This window comes from Aliiroseovarius sp. (genome assembly GCF_030148435.1).
GTDB lineage: Bacteria > Pseudomonadota > Alphaproteobacteria > Rhodobacterales > Rhodobacteraceae > JASBTN01.
Window position 1 is genome coordinate 1 of sequence record NZ_JASBTN010000034.1, and the last position, 19299, is coordinate 19299.

The 19299-nt window shown below is 63.5% G+C and carries 19 protein-coding genes; 9 read left to right on the top strand and 10 right to left on the bottom strand.

Going from position 1 to position 19299, the window contains the following annotated elements:
* Nucleotides 1-113 precede the first annotated feature (113 nt).
* A complete protein-coding gene (locus tag Q1V43_RS05820) occupies nt 114-896 on the top strand; it encodes a WecB/TagA/CpsF family glycosyltransferase (RefSeq protein ID WP_300515137.1) in 783 nt (260 codons plus the stop codon).
* Here Q1V43_RS05820 and Q1V43_RS05825 read toward each other — a convergent pair.
* Together Q1V43_RS05825 and Q1V43_RS05830 are read right to left on the bottom strand one after the other, a co-directional pair.
* The gene (locus Q1V43_RS05825; RefSeq protein ID WP_300515139.1) at nt 889-1809 is read right to left on the bottom strand and encodes a hypothetical protein; all 921 of its coding nucleotides are present in this window, start codon (nt 1807-1809) and stop codon (nt 889-891) included. The two genes, Q1V43_RS05820 and Q1V43_RS05825, sit on opposite strands and share 8 nt — an antisense overlap.
* A gap of 3 nt (nt 1810-1812) precedes the next feature.
* Nucleotides 1813-2019, bottom strand: coding sequence for a hypothetical protein (locus tag Q1V43_RS05830; protein WP_300515141.1), 207 nt, complete (start codon nt 2017-2019; stop codon nt 1813-1815).
* 311 nt (nt 2020-2330) lie between these two features.
* Between Q1V43_RS05830 and Q1V43_RS05835 the strand changes: the two genes are divergently transcribed.
* The 5 genes from Q1V43_RS05835 to Q1V43_RS05855 all read left to right on the top strand — a co-directional run bounded on the left by Q1V43_RS05835 (nt 2331) and on the right by Q1V43_RS05855 (nt 7602).
* Complete coding sequence (locus tag Q1V43_RS05835; protein WP_300515143.1) at nt 2331-3266, top strand: glycosyltransferase family 2 protein; 936 nt, start codon at nt 2331-2333, stop codon at nt 3264-3266.
* 4 nt (nt 3267-3270) lie between these two features.
* Entirely contained in the window at nt 3271-4002 is a 732-nt protein-coding gene (locus tag Q1V43_RS05840) for a sulfotransferase family 2 domain-containing protein (protein ID WP_300515145.1), read from the top strand.
* Between the two features lie 72 nt (nt 4003-4074).
* Nucleotides 4075-5382 carry a hypothetical protein gene (locus tag Q1V43_RS05845; protein WP_300515147.1) on the top strand — a complete coding sequence of 436 codons (1308 nt, stop codon included), beginning with the start codon at nt 4075-4077 and terminating at the stop codon, nt 5380-5382.
* Nucleotides 5379-6347, top strand: coding sequence for a sulfotransferase (locus Q1V43_RS05850; RefSeq protein WP_300515149.1), 969 nt, complete (start codon nt 5379-5381; stop codon nt 6345-6347). The genes Q1V43_RS05845 and Q1V43_RS05850 overlap by 4 nt, the downstream gene beginning before the upstream one ends.
* Before the next feature lie 52 nt (nt 6348-6399).
* Entirely contained in the window at nt 6400-7602 is a 1203-nt protein-coding gene (locus Q1V43_RS05855) for a hypothetical protein (RefSeq protein ID WP_300515151.1), read from the top strand.
* Nucleotides 7603-7664: 62 nt separating this feature from the next.
* Here the strand turns inward: Q1V43_RS05855 and Q1V43_RS05860 are convergent, their stop codons facing one another.
* The 4 genes from Q1V43_RS05860 to Q1V43_RS05875 form a co-directional block, all read right to left on the bottom strand.
* Nucleotides 7665-9089, bottom strand: coding sequence for a phosphomannomutase (locus Q1V43_RS05860; protein ID WP_300515153.1), 1425 nt, complete (start codon nt 9087-9089; stop codon nt 7665-7667).
* Nucleotides 9090-9312: 223 nt separating this feature from the next.
* Nucleotides 9313-10683 carry a glutamate--cysteine ligase gene (locus tag Q1V43_RS05865; protein ID WP_300515156.1) on the bottom strand — a complete coding sequence of 457 codons (1371 nt, stop codon included), beginning with the start codon at nt 10681-10683 and terminating at the stop codon, nt 9313-9315.
* A 62-nt stretch (nt 10684-10745) separates the two neighbouring features.
* Nucleotides 10746-11258: a hypothetical protein gene (locus Q1V43_RS05870; protein ID WP_300515159.1), complete on the bottom strand. Its 513-nt coding sequence runs from the start codon at nt 11256-11258 to the stop codon at nt 10746-10748.
* A 241-nt stretch (nt 11259-11499) separates the two neighbouring features.
* Nucleotides 11500-12225: a 16S rRNA (uracil(1498)-N(3))-methyltransferase gene (locus tag Q1V43_RS05875; RefSeq protein ID WP_300515161.1), complete on the bottom strand. Its 726-nt coding sequence runs from the start codon at nt 12223-12225 to the stop codon at nt 11500-11502.
* Nucleotides 12226-12236: 11 nt separating this feature from the next.
* On the opposite strand from Q1V43_RS05875, the gene ubiA reads away from it, so the two are divergent.
* The 3 genes from ubiA to Q1V43_RS05890 all read left to right on the top strand — a co-directional run bounded on the left by ubiA (nt 12237) and on the right by Q1V43_RS05890 (nt 15655).
* A complete protein-coding gene (gene ubiA, locus Q1V43_RS05880; protein ID WP_300515164.1) occupies nt 12237-13205 on the top strand; it encodes a 4-hydroxybenzoate octaprenyltransferase in 969 nt (322 codons plus the stop codon).
* Between the two features lie 144 nt (nt 13206-13349).
* Entirely contained in the window at nt 13350-15332 is a 1983-nt protein-coding gene (locus Q1V43_RS05885) for an OmpA family protein (RefSeq protein ID WP_300515167.1), read from the top strand.
* Entirely contained in the window at nt 15329-15655 is a 327-nt protein-coding gene (locus Q1V43_RS05890) for a hypothetical protein (RefSeq protein WP_300515170.1), read from the top strand. Before Q1V43_RS05885 ends, Q1V43_RS05890 begins: the two co-directional genes overlap by 4 nt.
* 158 nt (nt 15656-15813) lie before the next feature.
* Here the strand turns inward: Q1V43_RS05890 and Q1V43_RS05895 are convergent, their stop codons facing one another.
* The 4 genes from Q1V43_RS05895 to uvrC all read right to left on the bottom strand — a co-directional run bounded on the left by Q1V43_RS05895 (nt 15814) and on the right by uvrC (nt 19180).
* Nucleotides 15814-16257, bottom strand: a complete 444-nt coding sequence (locus tag Q1V43_RS05895; protein ID WP_300515173.1) for a molybdenum cofactor biosynthesis protein MoaE — start codon at nt 16255-16257, stop codon at nt 15814-15816.
* Between the two features lies 1 nt (nt 16258).
* The gene (gene moaD / locus Q1V43_RS05900; RefSeq protein WP_300515175.1) at nt 16259-16507 is read right to left on the bottom strand and encodes a molybdopterin converting factor subunit 1; all 249 of its coding nucleotides are present in this window, start codon (nt 16505-16507) and stop codon (nt 16259-16261) included.
* Nucleotides 16500-17174, bottom strand: coding sequence for a CDP-diacylglycerol--glycerol-3-phosphate 3-phosphatidyltransferase (gene pgsA / locus Q1V43_RS05905; protein ID WP_300515176.1), 675 nt, complete (start codon nt 17172-17174; stop codon nt 16500-16502). The genes moaD and pgsA overlap by 8 nt, the downstream gene beginning before the upstream one ends.
* Before the next feature lie 113 nt (nt 17175-17287).
* Nucleotides 17288-19180: an excinuclease ABC subunit UvrC gene (uvrC, locus tag Q1V43_RS05910; protein ID WP_300515177.1), complete on the bottom strand. Its 1893-nt coding sequence runs from the start codon at nt 19178-19180 to the stop codon at nt 17288-17290.
* Nucleotides 19181-19299 lie beyond the last annotated feature (119 nt).

Sequence of the window (19299 nt, forward strand, 5' to 3'; positions counted from 1 at the left end):
GGGGGGCGGACGTGGTCCACGCGGCGGGGTGGCCCGGAACATTGAGCAGTCGCTGCCCACGAAAAATTCCAAACAGGAGCGGTCCAATTCAAGAAGATTTTCAAACCTTTGACGTGCTTGGCATTCCGATTTCCGTGGTGACGCTCGACACGGCGGCCGAGGCATTGGTCCGCTGGGCAGGCGATGAGCGGGGCCGTTATGTCGGTGCGCGCGAGGTGGCATCGGTCATGGCGATGCACGAGGATCCCGAGCTCCTGGCGGTGACGCGGGGGGCAGACATGAACCTGCCCGACGGCATGCCGCTGGTCTGGATCGCGCGCCGTCGCGGGCTACCGGTCAGCCGGGCCGGTGGCCCGGACCTGATGGAAAGGATGCTGCGCGAGGGGGGCGAGAATGGTCTCAAGCATTTCTTCTATGGCGGCAAGGAGGGCGTGGCGGACAAATTGGCTGACCGGTTCCGTCGCGAGGTGCCGGGAGTTCAGATCGTCGGCACCTATTGCCCCCCCTTCCGCCGGCTGACCGCTGAAGAGGACGCCAGGGTCGTGGCCATGGTCCGCGAGAGTGGCGCGAATGTGGTCTGGGTGGGAATTTCGTCACCCAAGCAGGATGTTTGGATGGCCGAACATGTGGACCAACTGCCGGTGACAATGCTGGGGGTGGGGGCGGCCTTTGATTTCCTGTCCGGCGAGATCCGCCGTGCACCAGGCTGGATGCAGAAAAGCGGGCTGGAATCGGTGTTTCGCCTGATGACCGACTTTCGCCGCCTGTGGCATCGCTATCTGGTGCTTGCGCCGCGTTTCGTCTTCAAGGTTCTGTTCGTGCCGCAGGCGAATAGGGCGCCCACGCGCTCAGACGTTTTTCGCCGGCCCTATGGGGCCGACGAAAGGATCAGATGATCTTGATCGAGACAGGCCGCCTGCCGGTCAGAGGAGTCAGCACATGGCCGGGCGCCAACACTACACCGCTGCGCAACTCCGTGGCTGCGTCGGCATAGGCGATTTCCAGGTCATAGGTGCCTGTCCAACCGTTCAACACAATTGTGTCTGCTTCGCGCAGACCGGCCGCGCCATTGCTGACGATCAGGCTGCTTGCGGTTGTGCCCGCCTCGACCTGGGCGCCGAGAATGGTGATGTCCTCGCCGGGTGTGATGCTGTTGGGGCCGACCCCCAGTTGCCCGCTGGTCGCGGCGGCATCGGGTGTCACCGTGAACTCCACGACACGGATGTCACCAATCGCCTGTTCGGCAATCGCCGTGATCGGCCCCGCATTGTTGGCCGCCGCAGCCAGTGATCCGATCGTGCCCTTCACCGAGGACTCCGCGCCGGCGGTGACATTGCGGAACACCACGATGGCCTTGCCGGAGCTGCCGGTCTTGAACCAGACGCGCACCCGCAACGGGCTGCCCCCGACCCAGCCGTCCAGCGGCACGTTCATACGATGCCAGGAGGCCCCGCCACTGGCAGCCTGGACGCCGGGAAAGACGCCCAGCTCGCCCAGGTTCTGCGGCGTGACGGTGCACAGAAGGTTGACCCAATCCGTGCTGGTGGCCACGGCATAATGCACCAGATTCGAGGCCTGCGGCTCCACCAGCAGCCCGCGCGGCAGTCCCGAGACCGGGTCGTGATCGAAGCGCGCCACATCGGCACCCATCTCGGCGATCTCGCCATTTGCGGTGATCCGCGTGCCGTCGCTGGCACGCGTGACGGAAATGCCCGGATGCAAGCCGGGGCCCAGCAGAGACACGGTCAGCGGAAAGCCCCCGCCGACGCGTCGGCGCACGGCCAGTTCGGGTATCGAGAAACCCAACATGACTCAGACCCGGTAGGCGTGGATGCCCGCCGCGCTTGTGCCCGTGGCCATCACCTGTTCGACACCGACCGGTACAATCGAAAAGTCGCCGACAGTGAAGGTGCGGGCGTCACCGGACACTGTGACCACTGCCAGGGTACCCCCGGTTTCCACATATAGCCCGACGGCCGTGAAGCCCAGACCCGCTCCGTCGTCGGGAGTGACCGGCACGATATCCCGGGCAGGACCACTGAGGGACGGGACACGATTGCTGAAGGGATTGGACATCTGAAGTTCTCCTGTTTGAACGATTTCCCGCGCAACAATGGCGCAACAGTCCTTTCAAAACCCGAACCCTCCGTTCGCTGCCTCTGGAACAGCTGCAACAGGGGGCGAAAGGCGCATGCCACATGTTCCCGAGGCAGGGATGCTTTACAACCCTCAGTCGATTAAGATACAGGTTATGCACACCAAAGGGAGAGGCGCAGGAGACTGGGCAACCCTGACAGGATAGGCCGGATCATCCCAGGAAAGAGATGTTGATGAACACGTTGCCAACCACGGATAGCACAAGGCTTGGTATCTCGGTTGTCACCTCCGCGTGGAATATCGAACGTCTTGTCGGGGAAACCATCCGCTCCGTGGTCTCGCAGAAACAACCCGGGGATCAGTATGTCTTCGTTGACGGGGCCTCGGCCGACCGCACCGCCGAAATCGCCCGCGGCTTCGGTGATCAGATCGACGTCATGATCTCGGAGCCCGATGACGGCCAGTATCATGGCATCATGAAAGGCTTCGATCACGCCACCGGGGACATTCAGGGCTGGCTCAATGCCGATGACATCCTGATGCCCTGGACCTTCTCGGTCGTGCGCGAGGTCTTTGACCGTTTCCCGGACGTCGACTGGATCACCGGCAGTCCCAGTTTCCTGTCCGACCAGGGGCAGCTGACCCGGGTCTACTCCAAGCTGCCAGCCTATCCACGCCAGTTTATTGCCAACGGCTGGTTCTCGAAAACCCTGGGCGGTTATCTGCAACAGGAAAGCATGTTCTGGCGGCGTGGTCTTTGGGACAAGGTCGGCGGGCTGGACTTGAAATACGCGCTGGCCGGAGATTTCGACCTGTGGACAAAGTTTGCCCGTCACGCGGACCTGGTGCCGGTGGACGTTCCGCTGGCAGCCTTCCGTGAACGGCCCGGCGAGCAACGCTCGTCGGCGAGCGAGGATCGCTACCAGCAGGAAGTGAAACAGATTTGTGCCGACAAACCCCGGGCGACAGCGGCCTGGCGGTTCCTGGCCAACCGCGGCACGGTCGCGCGAAGCTTCGCCCGGTTGATGATCCGTGGCTCCAGCCCGGCCATTGTCTACAACCGCCGCACGCGCGACTGGCAGATGACCACCGCCCGCCGGTCGATCTCACGCCAGTCTCTGGGCACGTTGATCGAGGAATGGCGCTTGGACAGGCTGGGCGAGGAATGATCGGATGATCATTTCGCACAAACACCAGTTCATCTTCATGAAGACGACCAAGACTGCGGGCACCAGTATCGAGATCGGCCTGAGCCGCTATTGCGGCCCGCAGGACGTGCTGACGCCGATCCATCCGGCCGAGGATGAACAGACGCGGGTGAGCCGGGGCTGGGGGACGGCGCGCAACCATGGCGGGGCCTTTCTGCCTTTCACAAGGGCAGACGTCTACCGCCTGGTCCTGGCGCGCCAGCGTCCGGTCCGTTTCTGGAACCACATGCCGGCGACGACCGTCCGCGCACGATTGGGTCGCGCACGCTGGAACTCCTATTTCAAGTTCGCCGTATCCCGTCATCCGCTGGAGGTCATGGTCAGCCTATACCGCATGGAATGCAGCCGGGGACAAGTTGATGTCCCATTTGCAAAATGGCTGGATACGAATGCCCGTCGGGTTCGCTACAACTTCAACATGTTGAAGGTGGACGGCGCTCTGGCAATGGACCGACTTGTTCGCTTCAGTCATCTGACTGAAGATCTGAACCGAGTTTCCTCATATCTCGGCCTGTGCGAACCTCTGGGGGATCTGGTCCTGGGCATTCGCGCCAAGCCAGCTCCGGAGGATCAGCAAAGGGGCCCTCTCGAATTGTATCACGAGACCGACCGAGGGGCTGCAGCAGTGTGCAACGAAGCTGCGGAAGAGATCGCACATATGGGGTATCTCGGATCATTGGAGGCACTGGCGCGATAAATGTGGCGCCGGTCCCCGAACGGCAGCGCGCTGCCGAGGTTGGGGCGGAAGGATAAGGGTTGTGGCAGGCGGATGAAGCGAGTTCTGGGCAAGGCAACGGCACTGTTCGTTCTACGCGCAAGCCAAGCGGTGTTCGGTATGCTGGTCGTGGTCCTGATGAGCCGGGAAATGACCGAGGCAACCCTCTCGGTCGGCCTGCTCCTGTTATCGGTCACGCTCGGGTCCGGGCGGGTGGGCGTGATGGGATTCGACGTGGTGGCCATCAAGCTGATGGGGCGCGAGCCACCGCAGGCGGCAGCAACACGAACCCGTTTCGCCGACATGGCCTTTCGCTTTCTGCTCTGCTGGGCGGCGATGGCGGCGGTATTGTCTGTCCTGCTGACCCTGCCGGCGATAGGCGCGCAGGTCGCATCTCTGGGCATTGCGCCGGGCTGGTTGCTGGTATGGCTGTTCCTCGCGGCTGTGCAGGTATTTCAGGCCGCGGTGCTTCTGGGGTGGCACCGCCAAATGACTTCCCTGTTCTACATGGGGGCGTTGTCCAATGCGCTGGCGCTGGCATTGATCGCCCTGCGGGTCTTTTCCGGGGCCGAGCTGACCGTGGCCGCGATAGCACAGGCCTATCTGGTTGGACTGGGGGGCAGCGTGATGGCAGCGCAGTTGCATATCCACAAGCTGATGGGCTGGGTGATGCCCCGTCCGGGACGGCCAAACGGGCAAGAGACCGGGTTTCGGGTCATGGCGGGTTCGGCGCTGACCAACGGGCTGGCCATGGCTGTGACCCAGCTGCCGCTCTGGGTCGTGGCCTGGCTGGGCAGCAGGACGCAGGTTGTCGACTTCGGCCTCGCCTTTCGGCTGATGTTGCCGCTGTCGGTCATCCTGCTGTCAGCCCGCAACATGGTGGCGCCGGTGGTGTCGCGCGCATGGCATGACCGCAATCTGATTGAGGCAGAACCCTATCTTCGCCAAGTGGCCAGCCTGGCTCTGACGGCGACATTTCTGGTCTCGATCCTGCTGTTGGGGCTGCATGACTGGCTGTTTCGCGTGATCTTTGCCCGTCCCGAGGCGCAGAGTTTCGCACCATTGGCCTGGCTGCTGGCCGGGCAATGCCTGTTGTCCTTCTTCGGTCAGGGGCAGCTGATCCTGCGCCTGGCAGATCACCAGACCCTTGCCCTGGGGCTGGTTCTGGGCACGGCCGCGATGCAGGCAGGGCTGGTCGTAGCTTTGTTTGTCCAATTCGGCATTGCCGGTGCGGCCTTTTCGGTGGCCATCTACAGCCTTCTTGCCGGGGGGCTGCCCAGCCTGGGTGTGCGTCGACTTCTGGGCGTCACCATTACTGCGCGGCTTGCCGTGCCACGGGGTTTGCGAAAGGCTGGCACATGACACCGATCTTTCTGCTGTCCCAGCCCCGCGCGGGCTCCACCCTGTTGCAGCGCAAGCTGTCCGAGCACCGCGACATCGCCTCGGTCGATGAACCCTGGATACTGCTGCCGCTGCTCTTGGCACGGCACGAGGGCATGGTGACAGGCGTGCATGACCAGACGGTCCTGGTGCGCGCCCTGCAGGATTTCTGCGATCAACTGCCCGACGGGCAAAGAGATTGGGACGCGGCGGTGCGCCAGTTCGCCCACACGCTCTATGCCCGCTCCTGTCCGGAAGGGACGCGCTATTTCCTCGACAAGACACCGCGCTATACCCTTGCCGCGCAAGACCTTATCCGCACCTTTCCCGAGGCCCGCTTCATCATCCTCTGGCGCGACCCCATGTCGGTGGTGCATTCGATCAACGACACCTGGGGCGGCGGGCGCTGGGCGGTGCACCGGCACGAGGTGGATGTCTATGCCGGGCTCGAGGGGCTCTGTGATGCAGCGGATCTGCTGGGGGAGCGCGCCTTTACACTGCGCTACGAAGACCTGACCGAGGCACCCGAAGCGCAATTGGCGGCGCTGTATGAGTGGCTCGGCCTGGCGCCGAAGGCGTTGTTGCCCGAACAGGAGCGTCAGGCATTTAGCGGACAGATGGGCGATCCAAAACGCCACGGGGATGGCGGCAAGGTTCAGGCCGCAAGCGGCAAGATGGGCTGGCGTCAAGCACCTCTGACCCCGGCGCGGCGGCGCTGGATGCGGCGCTATCTGGACTGGATCGGTCCAGAGCGCATGGCGCGCATGGGGTATGATCTGGCAAGCTGGCAGGCCGATCTGGCCGCCGTCCCGGGCACCTCGCGCGGCCAGTTGCGCGACATGGCGCATCTGGCCTTTGCCACGCTGTATCGAACCGTGAACTATCCTGTTGTTCGGCAGAAGCTGAAGAACCACCTCCAGGGGCGTCGGAACTTTGTGCAGAAGTGAAACAGTCGGGCCGGCCAGCCGCGGGGCGGGGCGGATTGACGATCTGTTGATCGTGCTGGTGCTGCTGGCCTCCAGCCGCGCCGCCTTTTCCAACTTCGCCGACCTTTTCACCCTGTTCGTGGCAATGTTGTCCGGCGTGGTCTGGATGATACGCGGGGCACGGGTGATGCCTGCGGCGATAATCTTCGTCGTGGTCAGTCTGGTCTGGGTCGCGGTGCACAGCTTTCTGAGTGGAGTGGTCAGCTGGACCACCTATGGAGGCCACTTTCTCCGCATGCTGGCGGGCATTTTCGTCCTTGGCGCGGTGGCACGGCCCCTTGAGCTAATGGTGACATGGGTGATCCGCCTTTCCCTCGCCGGGTTCACCATCTATGGGCTGGGCCTGGCCGCGCCCGGGGTGATATCCCAGCTTCACGCGCTGACGCCGGATGCCTTTACCATGTTCGGCGGCACTCTCTTCGGCGAGACGCTGACCAGCGGATGGCCACGGGCAAACTGGATTTTCTACACGCTGGCACCGACTCGCTGGCACCAAAATCACGGATTCATGTGGGAGCCCGCAGCCTATGCGATGATCTGTGCATTCGCGCTGTGGTACCGCATGTTGCAGGGAAAGCTGGGCTTTGATCGCGACAACCTGATCCTTCTCGTGGCCATTGCGTCGACCGTCTCCACAACCGGCATGGTGGCGCTGGCTTTCAGCCTGGGTGTACTGCTTCTGCACCACGGCATGTTCGGCATGATCGCGGTGATGCTGACCCTGCCCTGGGTCGGGCTGTTCTTCCTCCAGGCGGAGTTCATGATCGACAAGATCGTGCAGGAATTCCAGGCCGGATATTCGCCGCATATGCAATGGAGCCTCACCCGCGCCGCCAGTTTTCAGCTGGACATGCAGAGCTTTTCCCAAGCGCCGTTGCTGGGCCAGGGGATCGTGATCGAGGCAAGCCACGCACTGAAATACCGTCCGCCCTCGAACAACGGGTTCTCGGATTACCTGACGCGCTACGGGCTGGTCATGTCGACCTACCTGGCCGCGCTGTTCATCATCAGCACCCGGGCGTATTTCCGGGCACGCGTCCTGATGGTTCTGGGCATGTGCATGGTGCTATTCCTGTTTTCCTGGTCCGAGAAATACTTCGAACTGCCGCTGTTCTACGTGATGTCTTTCGCGGGGTTCTACAATCGGCGCGAGACCCCACCCGAACCGGACCCGCTAGACCGACAAGGCGCATCACGCCTGCCTGCCACCGCCTGAAGTCCGAAAGGCGCACCGGGCCGTGGGCTCACAATGGGGCCGGACCGAAAGGTCAGCCCGGTTCACGCAGGAAACTTGGAAATCAGGCGGTTCAGGCGTGCCTTGTACTCCCGCACCAGTTCTTGCGCGCATTCAGCAGAACCCGCGTCAGCATAGATGCGCATTTCCGGCGCGTTGCCCGAGGGACGCAGGTGCACAACGTCGCCGTCGTCCAGGGTTATGCGTAGCCCGTCCATCCGGTTTATCGTGGCCACCTGCCGCGGTGTCAGAAAGGAGCCCAGCGCGTGGGGTTCCTCCAGCAAGGCCAAGGCGGCCTCCATCGCGGGCCGTGGCACCTCTTGCAGCCGGTCGGCGGCGGTGAACCGCGCGGGCAGTTCATCGGCCAGCGCCCGGACCCCGCCTGCCCTGCGAGCCTCTGTCAGGGTGGCGACGATGGGCAGAAGGAAATCACGGGTCATCAGCGGCCCCAAAGCGCCCCCCGGACCCCGGGCGGTATTGCCCAGCAGGAAGCCGCCATTGGCTTCGAACCCCACCACCACCGTGTCGGCACTGGCCGCCGCCATCTGTTCTTCCATGCGCGCGATCACGAACGGCGATCCAATCCGGGTCAGCTGAACCGTTTCAAAACAGGGCATCTCACCTACCATCGAGCAAGAAGAGATCGGCGTGACGATCACCCGGGCGCCCAGCAACCGGGCGGTGATCACACCCAGGACGTCGCCCGGCACCAACTGGCCGGCGGCATCGGTCAGCATCGGCCGATCCGCATCCCCATCGGTCGAGACCACGGCATCCAGCCGCTGATCACGACACCAGCCGACCAGCATTTCACGGGTTCCGGGGTCGACTGCCTCGGTGTCAACCGGGATAAAGATGTCCGAGCGGGCCAAGGGCACCGTCGTCGCGCCAAGCGCTTCCAGCGCTGGCCCGATCATGTCGCGTGCGGCCGAGGAGTGCTGATAGACGCCGATCCTCAGCCCCGCCAGCGCCTCCGCGCCAAAGGCCGTGCGGCAGCGCTCGGAAAAGCGGTGAATGGCCTGGCTGTCCTTCAGGCTTTGGCCCGGGTTGGCGACAGGACGCGGGGTGGCGCCGGTCTCGAACCCGGTCTGGATCGCCTGTTCATCCGCTTTGGAAATCTCGCCGCTGGCCAGAAAGAACTTCAGCCCGTTTCGGTCGGCCGGAATGTGGCTGCCTGTCACCATGATCGCGCAGGTTCCAGCCGCGATCGAAGCCAGCGCCAGCGCCGGGGTCGGCAATACACCGCAGTCGACCACGTCCACACCCGCCGCCAAGGCGGTATCGCGCACCACCTGCGCCAGCTCCACTGACGAGTCGCGCAGGTCACGCCCCAGATGCAGCGCCTTCACGTCATCGTCGGCACAGGACTGAACATGGGCCAGGAAGGCATCCACATATCCCCCGACAAGGTCGGGGGTCAGGTCAACCACCAGACCACGCAGCCCGCTTGTTCCGAATTTGGGTGCCACGATGTCGATACTCCTGGTTACGACCAGCAGCAGGCCGGGATCTGTTCTGAGACCCGAGTATGCGGTGCTTTTCGCAATCCGCCAAGATGGTTCCTGTGCTGGCACCTCTGGACAGGGACTTTGACCGGCCAGGAGCCGGAATGGGCACGTGTGCCTTGCAGTTGGACAGTCTGCCCGTGAAGCGTTTTCACTCAAACCTGTCTCGGGTTTAAGTCGAAAGGCCTTAGTAGCTGAAATCGGCGTAGAGGCGGCTCAGATCCCCACCCCAGTCGCCGTTGTAATGCTCCAGCAATTCGTCGGCCGGCACTTTGCCCAGTTCGACACTGTCCTCCAGCGCATTCAGGAAGTGACGCTCGTCCGGCACCATGCCGCCAATGCCCGGCCGCGCGCGGCCTTTCAGCCCCGCCTTGGAAATCTCCAGCGCCGCCTGGGCCAGCTTCTGCAACTTCACGCCATTTGCCTCGCCCTGGAGCCCATCGACCGAAGCCGCCACGCGCAGCTCTTCGCGGGTCTCTGCATCGAGGCCCTTGACCAGATCCCAGGCCGCATCCAGCGCGCCCTGGTCATACATGAGCCCGACCCAGAATGCCGGCAGGGCGCACAGACGCCGCCAGGGGCCACCATCGGCACCGCGCATCTCCATATATTGCTTGATTCGAGCTTCGGGGAATATCGTCGTCAGGTGGTCGGCCCAGTCGGACAGGGTCGGCGTCTCGCCGGGCAGCGCGGGCAGTACGCCCTTCAGGAAATCGCGGAAGGACATGCCCAGCGCGTTGATATATTTGCCGTCGCGATAGACGAAATACATCGGCACATCGAGCGCATATTGCACGTAGCGTTCGAAGCCCATGCCGTCCTCGAAGACGAAGGGCAACATGCCGGTGCGCGCGCCGTCAAGATCACGCCAGATACGCGAGCGCCAGGATTTGTGCCCATTGGGCTTACCCTCGAAGAAGGGCGAGTTGGCGAACAGAGCGGTAGCCACCGGCTGCAGCGCCAGACCTACCCGGAATTTCTGCACCATGTCCGCTTCGGAGGCGAAGTCCAGATTTACCTGTACCGTACAGGTGCGATACATCATCTGTTTGCCATGGGTGCCGACGCGGTCCATGTAGTCGGTCATCAGCGCGTAACGCCCCTTGGGCATGACCGGCATCTGATCGTGGGTCCATTCGGGCGCGGCCCCCAGACCAATGAAACGCGCACCGATCTGATCGGCGACCTCCTGCACTTCGCGCAGATGCTCGTTCACCTCGTCGCAAGTCTGGTGGATATTGTCCAATGGCGCGCCCGACAGCTCGAACTGCCCGCCCGGCTCGAGGCTGATGTTCGCCCCGTCGCGTTGCAGGCCGATGAGCTTGCCGGTCTCCTCGATCGGTTCCCAATTGTAGCGATCCCGCAACCCTTCCAGCATCTTCAGGATCGAACGCGGCCCGTCATAGGGCAAGGGTTTCAGCGTGTCCTTGCAATAGCCGAATTTCTCATGCTCGGTGCCGATTTTCCACGCCTCGCGCGGCTTGCAACCGTCCGCCAAATACTGCGCCAGCTGGTCGTGATGGGTGATCGGCCCGCCGCCGCTCTGGGGGATGGACATGGACGCCTCCGCTGCTGTCCCTCAAAATGAACCCACAGTCGTGGGGCAACTCCTTGGCAGTGTCAATGCAGCTTGATCCGCGGCGCTTGCCAGATCACGACAGGTTTATCCGGTTTCCCGGCAGTGGCACGGATCGCGGCCTGCATATCGACACCGGGCAGGGCCGAAAGAGCCTCGAACAGGGCATCGGTGCCTTCGGCATTCAGCGGGATTGTCAGAACCTCGCCCGGTGAAGTGAAACGCCAGACCGGAAGGCCCGCGAGGTCCGGGGCGACCTCGACCTGCACCAGAGAGTCGAGCGAGGCGAAACCACCGCCCACCGGCGCCAGATAGATCACCTGACGTTCATCCACATGGACGACGCCCAAACCTCCGTGACCGCCACGGAACCGCGCCCTTTGCGCCCCGGCCCAGGCCAGGGCCGCACCGATCAGGATCAGGGCCACACCAGCCCAACGGATCAGGCCCAGAGAGGTCAGCGCCCACCACAGGCCCAGCGCCGTGACTGTCGCCCCTGCCATCGCCTCGCGCCAACGGGCCAGGGCCGCGCGCACCTCGGGTCGGATGAAATTCATGCCCGCACCACCGATGTTGGGGCCTTCGGAATGGCCAATTCGGAGGATCCGATGTGTCGAAACCCGACCACCTCACAAGCCCGGCAAGCCGTCGGTCCACTGGTAAGCGCAACCGCCACATCAACGCCCCGCGCCAGCCCCCGTCCGCTCAAATCACGCGGGGGACATTCACCATCACTGCGTGCAAAGTCAGGCGGGTGTGAATTGACGGCGAGCTTGCCTCCTTTGCGTGCGGGACGGATCACCTCCAATCCCCCATCTGTTGCTGCCAGACCGTCATCGCCGCCACGGCGGCCGTATCCGCGCGCAGGATGCGCGGGCCAAGACTGACGGCGTGCGCCTGGGGCAAGGCATGGAGCCGCTCGCGTTCGCGCGGTGAAAAGCCGCCTTCGGGTCCGATCAGGATGGCCCATTTGTGGCCTTCAACCGCGCCCAGCGCCTCCTCGGCACCGACAAGCGTCTCGTCGCAGAACATGATCTGACGTTCCCCGGGCCAGTCGGCCAGAAGGCGGTCCAGACGCACAAGATCGGCCACTTCGGGCACGAAAGTACCGCCGCATTGCTCGGCCGCCTCGATGGCATGGGCCTGCAGACGGTCGCGCCGAATACGTTCGGAATTGGTGAACTCGGTCTGCACCGGCTGAATGCGCGCGGCCCCCATCTCGGCCGCCTTTTCGACGATGAAATCGGTGCGCGCCTTCTTGATCGGCGCAAAACACAGCCACAGGTCGGGCGGCATCTGCAATGGCCGGGTCTGCAGGCTACAGATCAAGCTGCCCTTGCGCTTGCCCGCTTCGGCCACCTCGGCCACGAATTCCCCATCCCGCCCGTTGAACAGCGCCACCGCATCCCCGACGGCCAGCCGCATCACGCCGAACAGGTAATGCGCCTGATCCTTGTCCAGAGGAACCGATTGCCCCGGACCCAAGGGGTGCTCTACATAGAGCCTGATCTTTGCCTGTTTCATGAGGGAAACCTATGACCCAATCGCCCCAGACGCCAGAGCCAAAGGGCCAGGTTTCCGACGCCGTGAAGGGCAATTGGGTGGACCACCTGGCGCCACAATGGTCGCGCCCCTACCTCAGGCTTTCCCGCGCGGACCGGCCGATCGGGACCTGGCTTCTGCTGCTGCCCTGCTGGTGGGGGCTTCTGCTGGCCTCGGCTTCGACCGGGAGGTTCGGGTTTTACGATGCCTGGATCATGCTGGGCAGCGCGATGGGGGCCTGGCTGATGCGCGGCGCGGGTTGCACCTGGAACGACATCACGGACCGCGACTTTGACGCGGCGGTGGAGCGTACACGGTCGCGCCCGATCCCCTCGGGCCAAGTCACCGTGCGCGGGGCGGCGATCTGGATGGGGCTGCAGGCGCTCATCTCGCTTGGCATCCTTCTGACCTTCAACAAGGCCGCGATTCTCCTGGGCTTTGCCTCGGCCATTCCGGTGCTGGTCTATCCCTTCGCCAAACGATTTACCTGGTGGCCGCAGGTGTTTTTGGGGATCGCCTTCAACTGGGGCGCGCTTCTGGCCTGGACCGCCCATACCGGCAGCCTGGGGGCGCCGGCCGTGGCGCTCTACCTGTCCGGTATGGCGTGGACACTGTTCTATGACACGATCTACGCCTACCAGGACACCGAAGACGACGCGCTGATCGGGGTGAAGTCCACAGCGCGCCTGTTCGGAGCCCGGCCCCTGCCGTGGTTGCGCGCCTTTCTGATCCTGACCGTGGTCCTGATGGCCCTGGCCTTCATCCTTGCGCTGCTTCCGCTCAACGACTTGCTGATCCTTGTGCTGGCGCTGGGAGGGGCCTGGTTCCTCGGCTGGCACCTGGCCTGGCAGATGCGTGTGCTGGACATCGACGACTGGAAAGTCTGCATGCACCTGTTCCGGTCGAACCGGAACGCGGGTCTGATCCCGGTTCTGTTTCTGGCCGCCGCCATTCTGGTTTGACAGCCTCGCGGGCAAATTTCGCCGATATCGCGCCTGCGACATGTGAAATGGTGACAAGTATCCGCTCATTGGGGCAAATAGCGATTCAGTCCGGCGCCGAAACGCTCTAGAACCGGGACAACGACAGGAAGACACTCGACACCCATGCGCCTTTCCCGCTTCATTCTTGCCCCCGGACTTTTTCTGCTGGCCGCGCTGCTGTCCGTTCTTGCCGCCTGGATCTCGATCGGCGTGATCGAACGCAGCTCACAGGAAATGGTCAAGGAAGCGCTGGTCCTGCAGGGTCACGAATGGGTCGCGGTCGAAACAGACGGACTTCAGGTGTTCCTGTCCGGCATCGCCCCCTCGGAAGGGGAACGCTTCCGCGCCTTGTCGGTTGCCGGTACCCGCGTGGACGCCGAACGGCTGATCGACCAGATGGACGTGGTCGCCGCCGCCGCCATCACCCCGCCGCGTTTTTCCGTCGAAATCCTGCGCAACGATGCGGGGATTTCCCTGATCGGCCTCATTCCGGCGGACAGCGACCGCAGGGCTCTGACGCGCCAGGTCGCCAGGATCGCGGGCGACACACATGTGACCGACCTGCTGGAGACCGCCGACTATCCCGTGCCTTCACGCTGGGACAAAGCGCTGGAATATGCCATCGACGCGCTGGCGAAGCTGCCGCGCTCGAAAATCTCGGTCGATGCGCAACGCGTGGCCGTTACCGCGATTTCCGACAGCGCCGTGCAGAAACGCCGGTGGGAGACCGAACTGGCCAGCGACAAACCCGGCGGCCTGAACCTGACATTGGACATCTCGGCCCCGCGGCCGGTCATTACCCCGTTCACCCTGCGCTTCCTGATCGAGGACGGAACAGCCCGGTTCGACGCCTGCTCGGCCCATACCGAACAGGGGCGCGAAATGATCCTGGCCGCCGCCGCCGTGGCGGGGATGGAAAGCGGGGCACCCTGCACACTGGGACTGGGCGTGCCCTCCCCCGAATGGCCCCAAGCCGTTGCGCTCGGGATCGAGGCGGTTTCGGAATTGGGCGGCGGATCGCTGACGCTTTCGGATGCGGACGTGACCCTGATCGCGCCCGACACCACGCCCCAGGCCAGTTTCGACAAGATCGCCGCCGAGCTGGAAGCAGACCTGCCCGCGCCCTTCTCGCTGCATGCGGTTCTGCCGGAACCGGTCAGGATCGACGGCACCGGCGGGGGCGGGGACGGGCCGCCTGAATTCGTTGCCACCCGCAGCCCCGAGGGCCTGGTACAACTGCGCGGGCGCCTGAGCGACGAAACGCAGCGCGCCGCTGCCGAAAGCTTCGCCCGAGCGCGTTTCGGGGTGGACAACGTCTATGCAGCGACCCGGCTTGATACCGGGCTGCCGCGTGGCTGGTCCAACCGGGTGCTGGTCGCTCTGGACGTGCTGGGCTATCTCGACAATGGCGCCGTTGTGGTCCAGCCCGAGGTCGTCGATCTGCGCGGCAAGACAGGGGACCCGGACGCCAGCGCCGAAATCTCGCGCCTGCTGTCCGAGAAGCTGGGTGAGGCAGAGGACTTTCGCGTCAATGTCGAATATGTCGAAACACTCGACCCGGAACAGGCGGGACCGTCGCCCGAGGAATGTGTGGACAGCATCAACGCGATCCTGTCCGAGACAAAGATCACTTTCGCCCCCAGCAGCTCGGACATCGACACAGCCGCACGCGAAGTGATTGACGCCATCGTCGAAGTAATGGACGGCTGCGCCGACGTCCCGATGGAAATCGCAGGATATACCGACAGCCAGGGGCGTGAAAGCATGAACCAGGCCCTGTCGCAGAGCCGCGCCCAGGCGGTTCTGAACGCCCTTCTGGCGCGTCGGGTTCTGACCGAGAACCTGGTCGCCCACGGCTACGGCGAAGCGGATCCGATCGCCGACAACGAAACCGAGGAAGGCCGCGAAGCCAACCGCCGCATCGAGTTCCACCTGATCGTGCCGGAAGAAACGGCCGAGGGGGAAAGCCCATCGATCACCGAAGAGGACGCTCCGGCCGAGACCGCCACGGGCGAAGCGCCCGCCGAGGCCTCCTCTGACGAACCCACAGCCGGGGACAGCACCGATGCCCCGACCGACACGCAAGAGGGCGCAGAAGACCAATGAGCAAGACCGAATTCATCATCGTCACCGCCATCATCCTCTTCGTGGCCTTTACCATGGGCTGGTTCGCCCACTGGCTGATCCACCGTTTCACCAAGGTGTCCGGCAGCGATATGGGAGAGATCGACCGTATGGCCCAGGCCCTGCACGAGGCCGAGGAAACACGCGACCAGGCGATCACTTACCTGCAGCAGCGCGAAAGCGAACTGTCCAACCAGATACACCAGACCGAAGCTGAGTTGCGCGCGGCCATGGACGGTCTGCGCAACGCTCGTCACGAAGCAGACGAACTTCGTGCCTATATCGAGCAGACGAACCAGGGCTGACGGCCCTGTTTTTGGTAAGGCGCGCGCATTGCGGGCCAATGTGCCCACCTGCCGCCTGCATCCGGGGCCTGTCACCGGGCTGTCATAGCGCCTTCACCACGCACTACCCTGCGCCTTCCAAGGCTGCACAAATTTCGTGGCGACCGAGCTTTTCAGCTTCACTCCCAGCGGCTGAGCGCGTCTTCGTCTTCGTCCTTGGCATCCACCCAGCAGGAACCATCCGCACCGAATTCCTTCTTCCAGAAGGGCGCGCGGGATTTCAGGTAGTCCATCAGGAATTCGGCGGACTCGAAAGCGGCCACCCGGTGGGGCGCGGCGGTGGCGACCATCATGATCTGATCACCGGGCCTGAGCGGCCCGTGGCGGTGAATCACCAGACAATCAGCCAGCTCCCAGCGCAGGGTGGCCTGTTCGACCATCGCCGCAATCGCCTTTTGCGTCATGCCCGGGTAGTGCTCGATCTCCATGCGATCCAACCCGCCCTCGACGTCGCGAACGACGCCCGTGAAGCTGACCCGGGCGCCCACATCGGTGCGGCCCTTGGCGAAATCCGCCAATTCGGCAGAGAGATCGAAATCCTCGGTCTGGACCCGAACCGTCATCTCAGCCACCGGTCATCGGCGGGAAGAATGCCACTTCGCGCACGCCTTCCAGCGAGGCATCGAAATCGGCCAATTCCTGGTCCAGAGCCACACGCAGGGCGCTGAGATCCTGAAAGGCGACCGCGTAGCGCTCTTCGCGGGTGCGCAGCTCCTCGACCAGATCGTTCACGGTGGCCGCCCGGGTCTCGACCCGTTCTCGCGGCTCGCCGATACGTTCGCGCACCCAGGCGAAATACATCACGTCAAGCATCTGAACTCTCCTCTTTCAGGAAGGGCATGGCCTTGCGGAAGTAGTCCCAGCCGGTGATCACGGTCAGCACACCGGCAATCCACAGCAGACCCACCCCGATCCAGGTGGACCATGTCCAGGCGGTCTGGAAATAGATCAGGCCCGCTTCGTCGGCAACGCGACCTTCCAGCACATCCAGGATCATCGTGTCATCCATGCCGCTTATCCGCTCATAGAAGGAATGTTCGAAGATGCCGGTGGAGAACAGGATGGCGATCGCCACCATCTGAACGGTGGTTTTCCACTTCGCCAGGTTCGTCACCTTCAGCGCGCGGGCCTTGTCTCCCAGGGTTTCCCGCAGCCCCGCCACGAAAACCTCGCGATAGATGATCAGGGCCGAAGGCAGCAGGATCCAGGGCGTCACACCGGCGTAGCCGTTGACCACCAGAAGCGCGATCAGCACCATCGCCTTGTCGGCAATCGGATCCATCGCCGCGCCGAACAGGCTCTCCAGTTTCCAGGCGCGGGCCAGATAACCGTCGAGGTAGTCGGTGATCGAGGCCACGATGAACAGGATCATCGCGTACCAATCGGCCCAGGGGCGGGCAAAATAAAGGAACATGATCGGGACCAGAGGCGCGGCAAGCAGCCGGGCGACGGTCAGGATATTGGGCAGGGTCCATCTCATGAGGGATGCATAGCCTGTTGCGGCGGGGAGGGGAAGGTGTCGTGCAAACTGGACGTCCCCCGCCGTGCACAGTGAGCCATATTCACTTCTGTTCGGCCCCGCTGCGCTGCCCCTCACCCCTCGCGGAAATGATCGTGGATCTTCTGCGCCAACGCAGCCGAAACCCCGTCCACCGCTTTCAGATCCTCAAGCCCCGCCCGCGTCACCGCCTTGGCCGACCCGAAATGCTGCAAAAGCGCCCGTTTGCGCGCCGCACCCACGCCGGGCACCTCGTCCAGCGGGTTGGCCATGTTGGATTTCGCGCGCTTTGCCCTGTGTGTGCCAATGGCAAAACGGTGCGCCTCGTCCCGCATGCGCTGGATGAAATAGAGCACCGGGTCATTTCGCTTCAGCGCGAAGGGCCGTTTCCCGCGGCGGTGGAACTCCTCCTTGCCGTGATCGCGATCCACACCCTTGGCCACGCCCACCATCGGGATATCCTCGACGCCCAGATCCTCCATGATCCCGGCCACGGCGCTGACCTGCCCGGCCCCGCCGTCGATCAGCAGGAGGTCCGGCCAATGGCCCTGTTCGCGGTCCGGGTCTTCCTTCAGCAGCCGCTTGAAGCGGCGGGTCAGCACCTCCTTCATCATGCCGAAGTCGTCCCCCGGCACCAGGTCTTCCCCCTTGATGTTGAACTTGCGATACTGGCTTTTCTCGAACCCCTCCGGCCCGGCCACGATCATGCCGCCGACCGCGTTGGTGCCCTGAATATGCGAGTTGTCATAGACTTCGATGCGCTTGGGGGGCTCATCCAGATCGAAGGCCTCCGCCAGCCCGGCCAACAGTCGGGTCTGGGTCGCGGTTTCGGCCATCTTTCGCCCCAGGCTTTCGCGCGCATTGCGCTGCGCGCCTGCCACCAGCTCGGATTTCTCGCCGCGCAAAGGCACCGCCAGCTCAACCTTGCGCCCGGCTTTCTCGGACAGAGCTTCAGTCATCAGGTCATGGTCATCCAGCGGATTGGACAACAGGATCAGCCGGGGCGGATCCTTCTGGTCGTAGAACTGGCCGACGAAAGCCTGCAGCACCTCTCCTGGGCTTACTTCCTTTCCGGCGCCCGCCCCTACCCCGGTGCGCGGATAGAAATCCCGGTTGCCCCAATTCTGATTGGCGCGGATGAAGAAGACCTGCACACAGGCCTGGCCGCCTTCCATGTGCAGCGCGATCACGTCGGCCTCGGCGACCCCGCGCGGGTTGATGCCCTGGGCCTGCTGCACCTGGGTAAGCGCCTTGATCCGGTCGCGCAGCACGGCGGCGCGTTCGAACTCCATCGCTTCGGAGGCTGCCTGCATCTCTTCCGCCAGATGTTCCTGTACCCTGGTCGAACGTCCGGTAAGAAAGTTCGTGGCATCGGCCACCAGGTCGCCGTAATCCTCCGCCGAAATGCGATCCACACATGGGCCCGCACACCGTTTGATCTGGTAGAGCAGACAGGGCCGCGTTCGGCTGTCGAACATCGCGTCTGTGCAGTTGCGCAAAAGAAACACCTTTTGCAGCTGGTTGAGCGTACGGTTTACCGCGTCCGCGCTGGCGAAGGGGCCGTAATAGGCTCCCTTCTCCTTCTTCGCCCCGCGATGCTTCTTGATCTGCGGAAACTCGTGCCCCGTGACCAGAATGTTCGGGAAGCTCTTGTCGTCGCGAAGCAGCACGTTGAAATGCGGCTTGAGCTGCTTGATCAGGTTCTGTTCCAGAAGAAGCGCCTCGGTTTCCGTCCGCGTGGTCAGGAACATCATCGAAGCAGTCTGGCTGATCATCCGGGCGATCCGCGCGGTATGGCCACCCGGCTTCGCATAGCTCGCCACCCGCTTTTGAAGGTTGCGCGCCTTTCCGACGTAAAGCACCCGCCCCTGCTCATCCAGCATGCGATAGACGCCGGGCGAGCCATCCAGCCGTCTCAGATAGTCGGCGATCACCGCATGCCCTTTCGGCACGGGTGGGGCGCTCACGCTATCGTTGTTGTCACTCATCGCGGCTCCCGCGTGATTCTCTATCCGGGCTGCAACGACCCACTGTTCGTTTCAAGTGGAAACATGCCCACAACTTCTGTGGATAACTCTGAGGATAGCATTTGCCCAGCGTGGATTCC

Coding starts and splice junctions, on each gene's coding strand:
- moaD (WP_300515175.1), bottom strand. CDS start 16,507: ATGCTTGACGTGATGTATTTCGCCTGGGTGCGCGAACGTATCGGCGAG.
- Q1V43_RS05850 (WP_300515149.1), top strand. CDS start 5,379: ATGACACCGATCTTTCTGCTGTCCCAGCCCCGCGCGGGCTCCACCCTG.
- pgsA (WP_300515176.1), bottom strand. CDS start 17,174: ATGAGATGGACCCTGCCCAATATCCTGACCGTCGCCCGGCTGCTTGCC.
- Q1V43_RS05865 (WP_300515156.1), bottom strand. CDS start 10,683: ATGTCCATCCCCCAGAGCGGCGGCGGGCCGATCACCCATCACGACCAG.
- Q1V43_RS05835 (WP_300515143.1), top strand. CDS start 2,331: ATGAACACGTTGCCAACCACGGATAGCACAAGGCTTGGTATCTCGGTT.
- Q1V43_RS05840 (WP_300515145.1), top strand. CDS start 3,271: ATGATCATTTCGCACAAACACCAGTTCATCTTCATGAAGACGACCAAG.
- Q1V43_RS05870 (WP_300515159.1), bottom strand. CDS start 11,258: ATGAATTTCATCCGACCCGAGGTGCGCGCGGCCCTGGCCCGTTGGCGC.
- uvrC (WP_300515177.1), bottom strand. CDS start 19,180: ATGAGTGACAACAACGATAGCGTGAGCGCCCCACCCGTGCCGAAAGGG.
- Q1V43_RS05845 (WP_300515147.1), top strand. CDS start 4,075: ATGAAGCGAGTTCTGGGCAAGGCAACGGCACTGTTCGTTCTACGCGCA.
- Q1V43_RS05885 (WP_300515167.1), top strand. CDS start 13,350: ATGCGCCTTTCCCGCTTCATTCTTGCCCCCGGACTTTTTCTGCTGGCC.
- Q1V43_RS05875 (WP_300515161.1), bottom strand. CDS start 12,225: ATGAAACAGGCAAAGATCAGGCTCTATGTAGAGCACCCCTTGGGTCCG.
- Q1V43_RS05890 (WP_300515170.1), top strand. CDS start 15,329: ATGAGCAAGACCGAATTCATCATCGTCACCGCCATCATCCTCTTCGTG.
- Q1V43_RS05895 (WP_300515173.1), bottom strand. CDS start 16,257: ATGACGGTTCGGGTCCAGACCGAGGATTTCGATCTCTCTGCCGAATTG.
- ubiA (WP_300515164.1), top strand. CDS start 12,237: ATGACCCAATCGCCCCAGACGCCAGAGCCAAAGGGCCAGGTTTCCGAC.
- Q1V43_RS05825 (WP_300515139.1), bottom strand. CDS start 1,809: ATGTTGGGTTTCTCGATACCCGAACTGGCCGTGCGCCGACGCGTCGGC.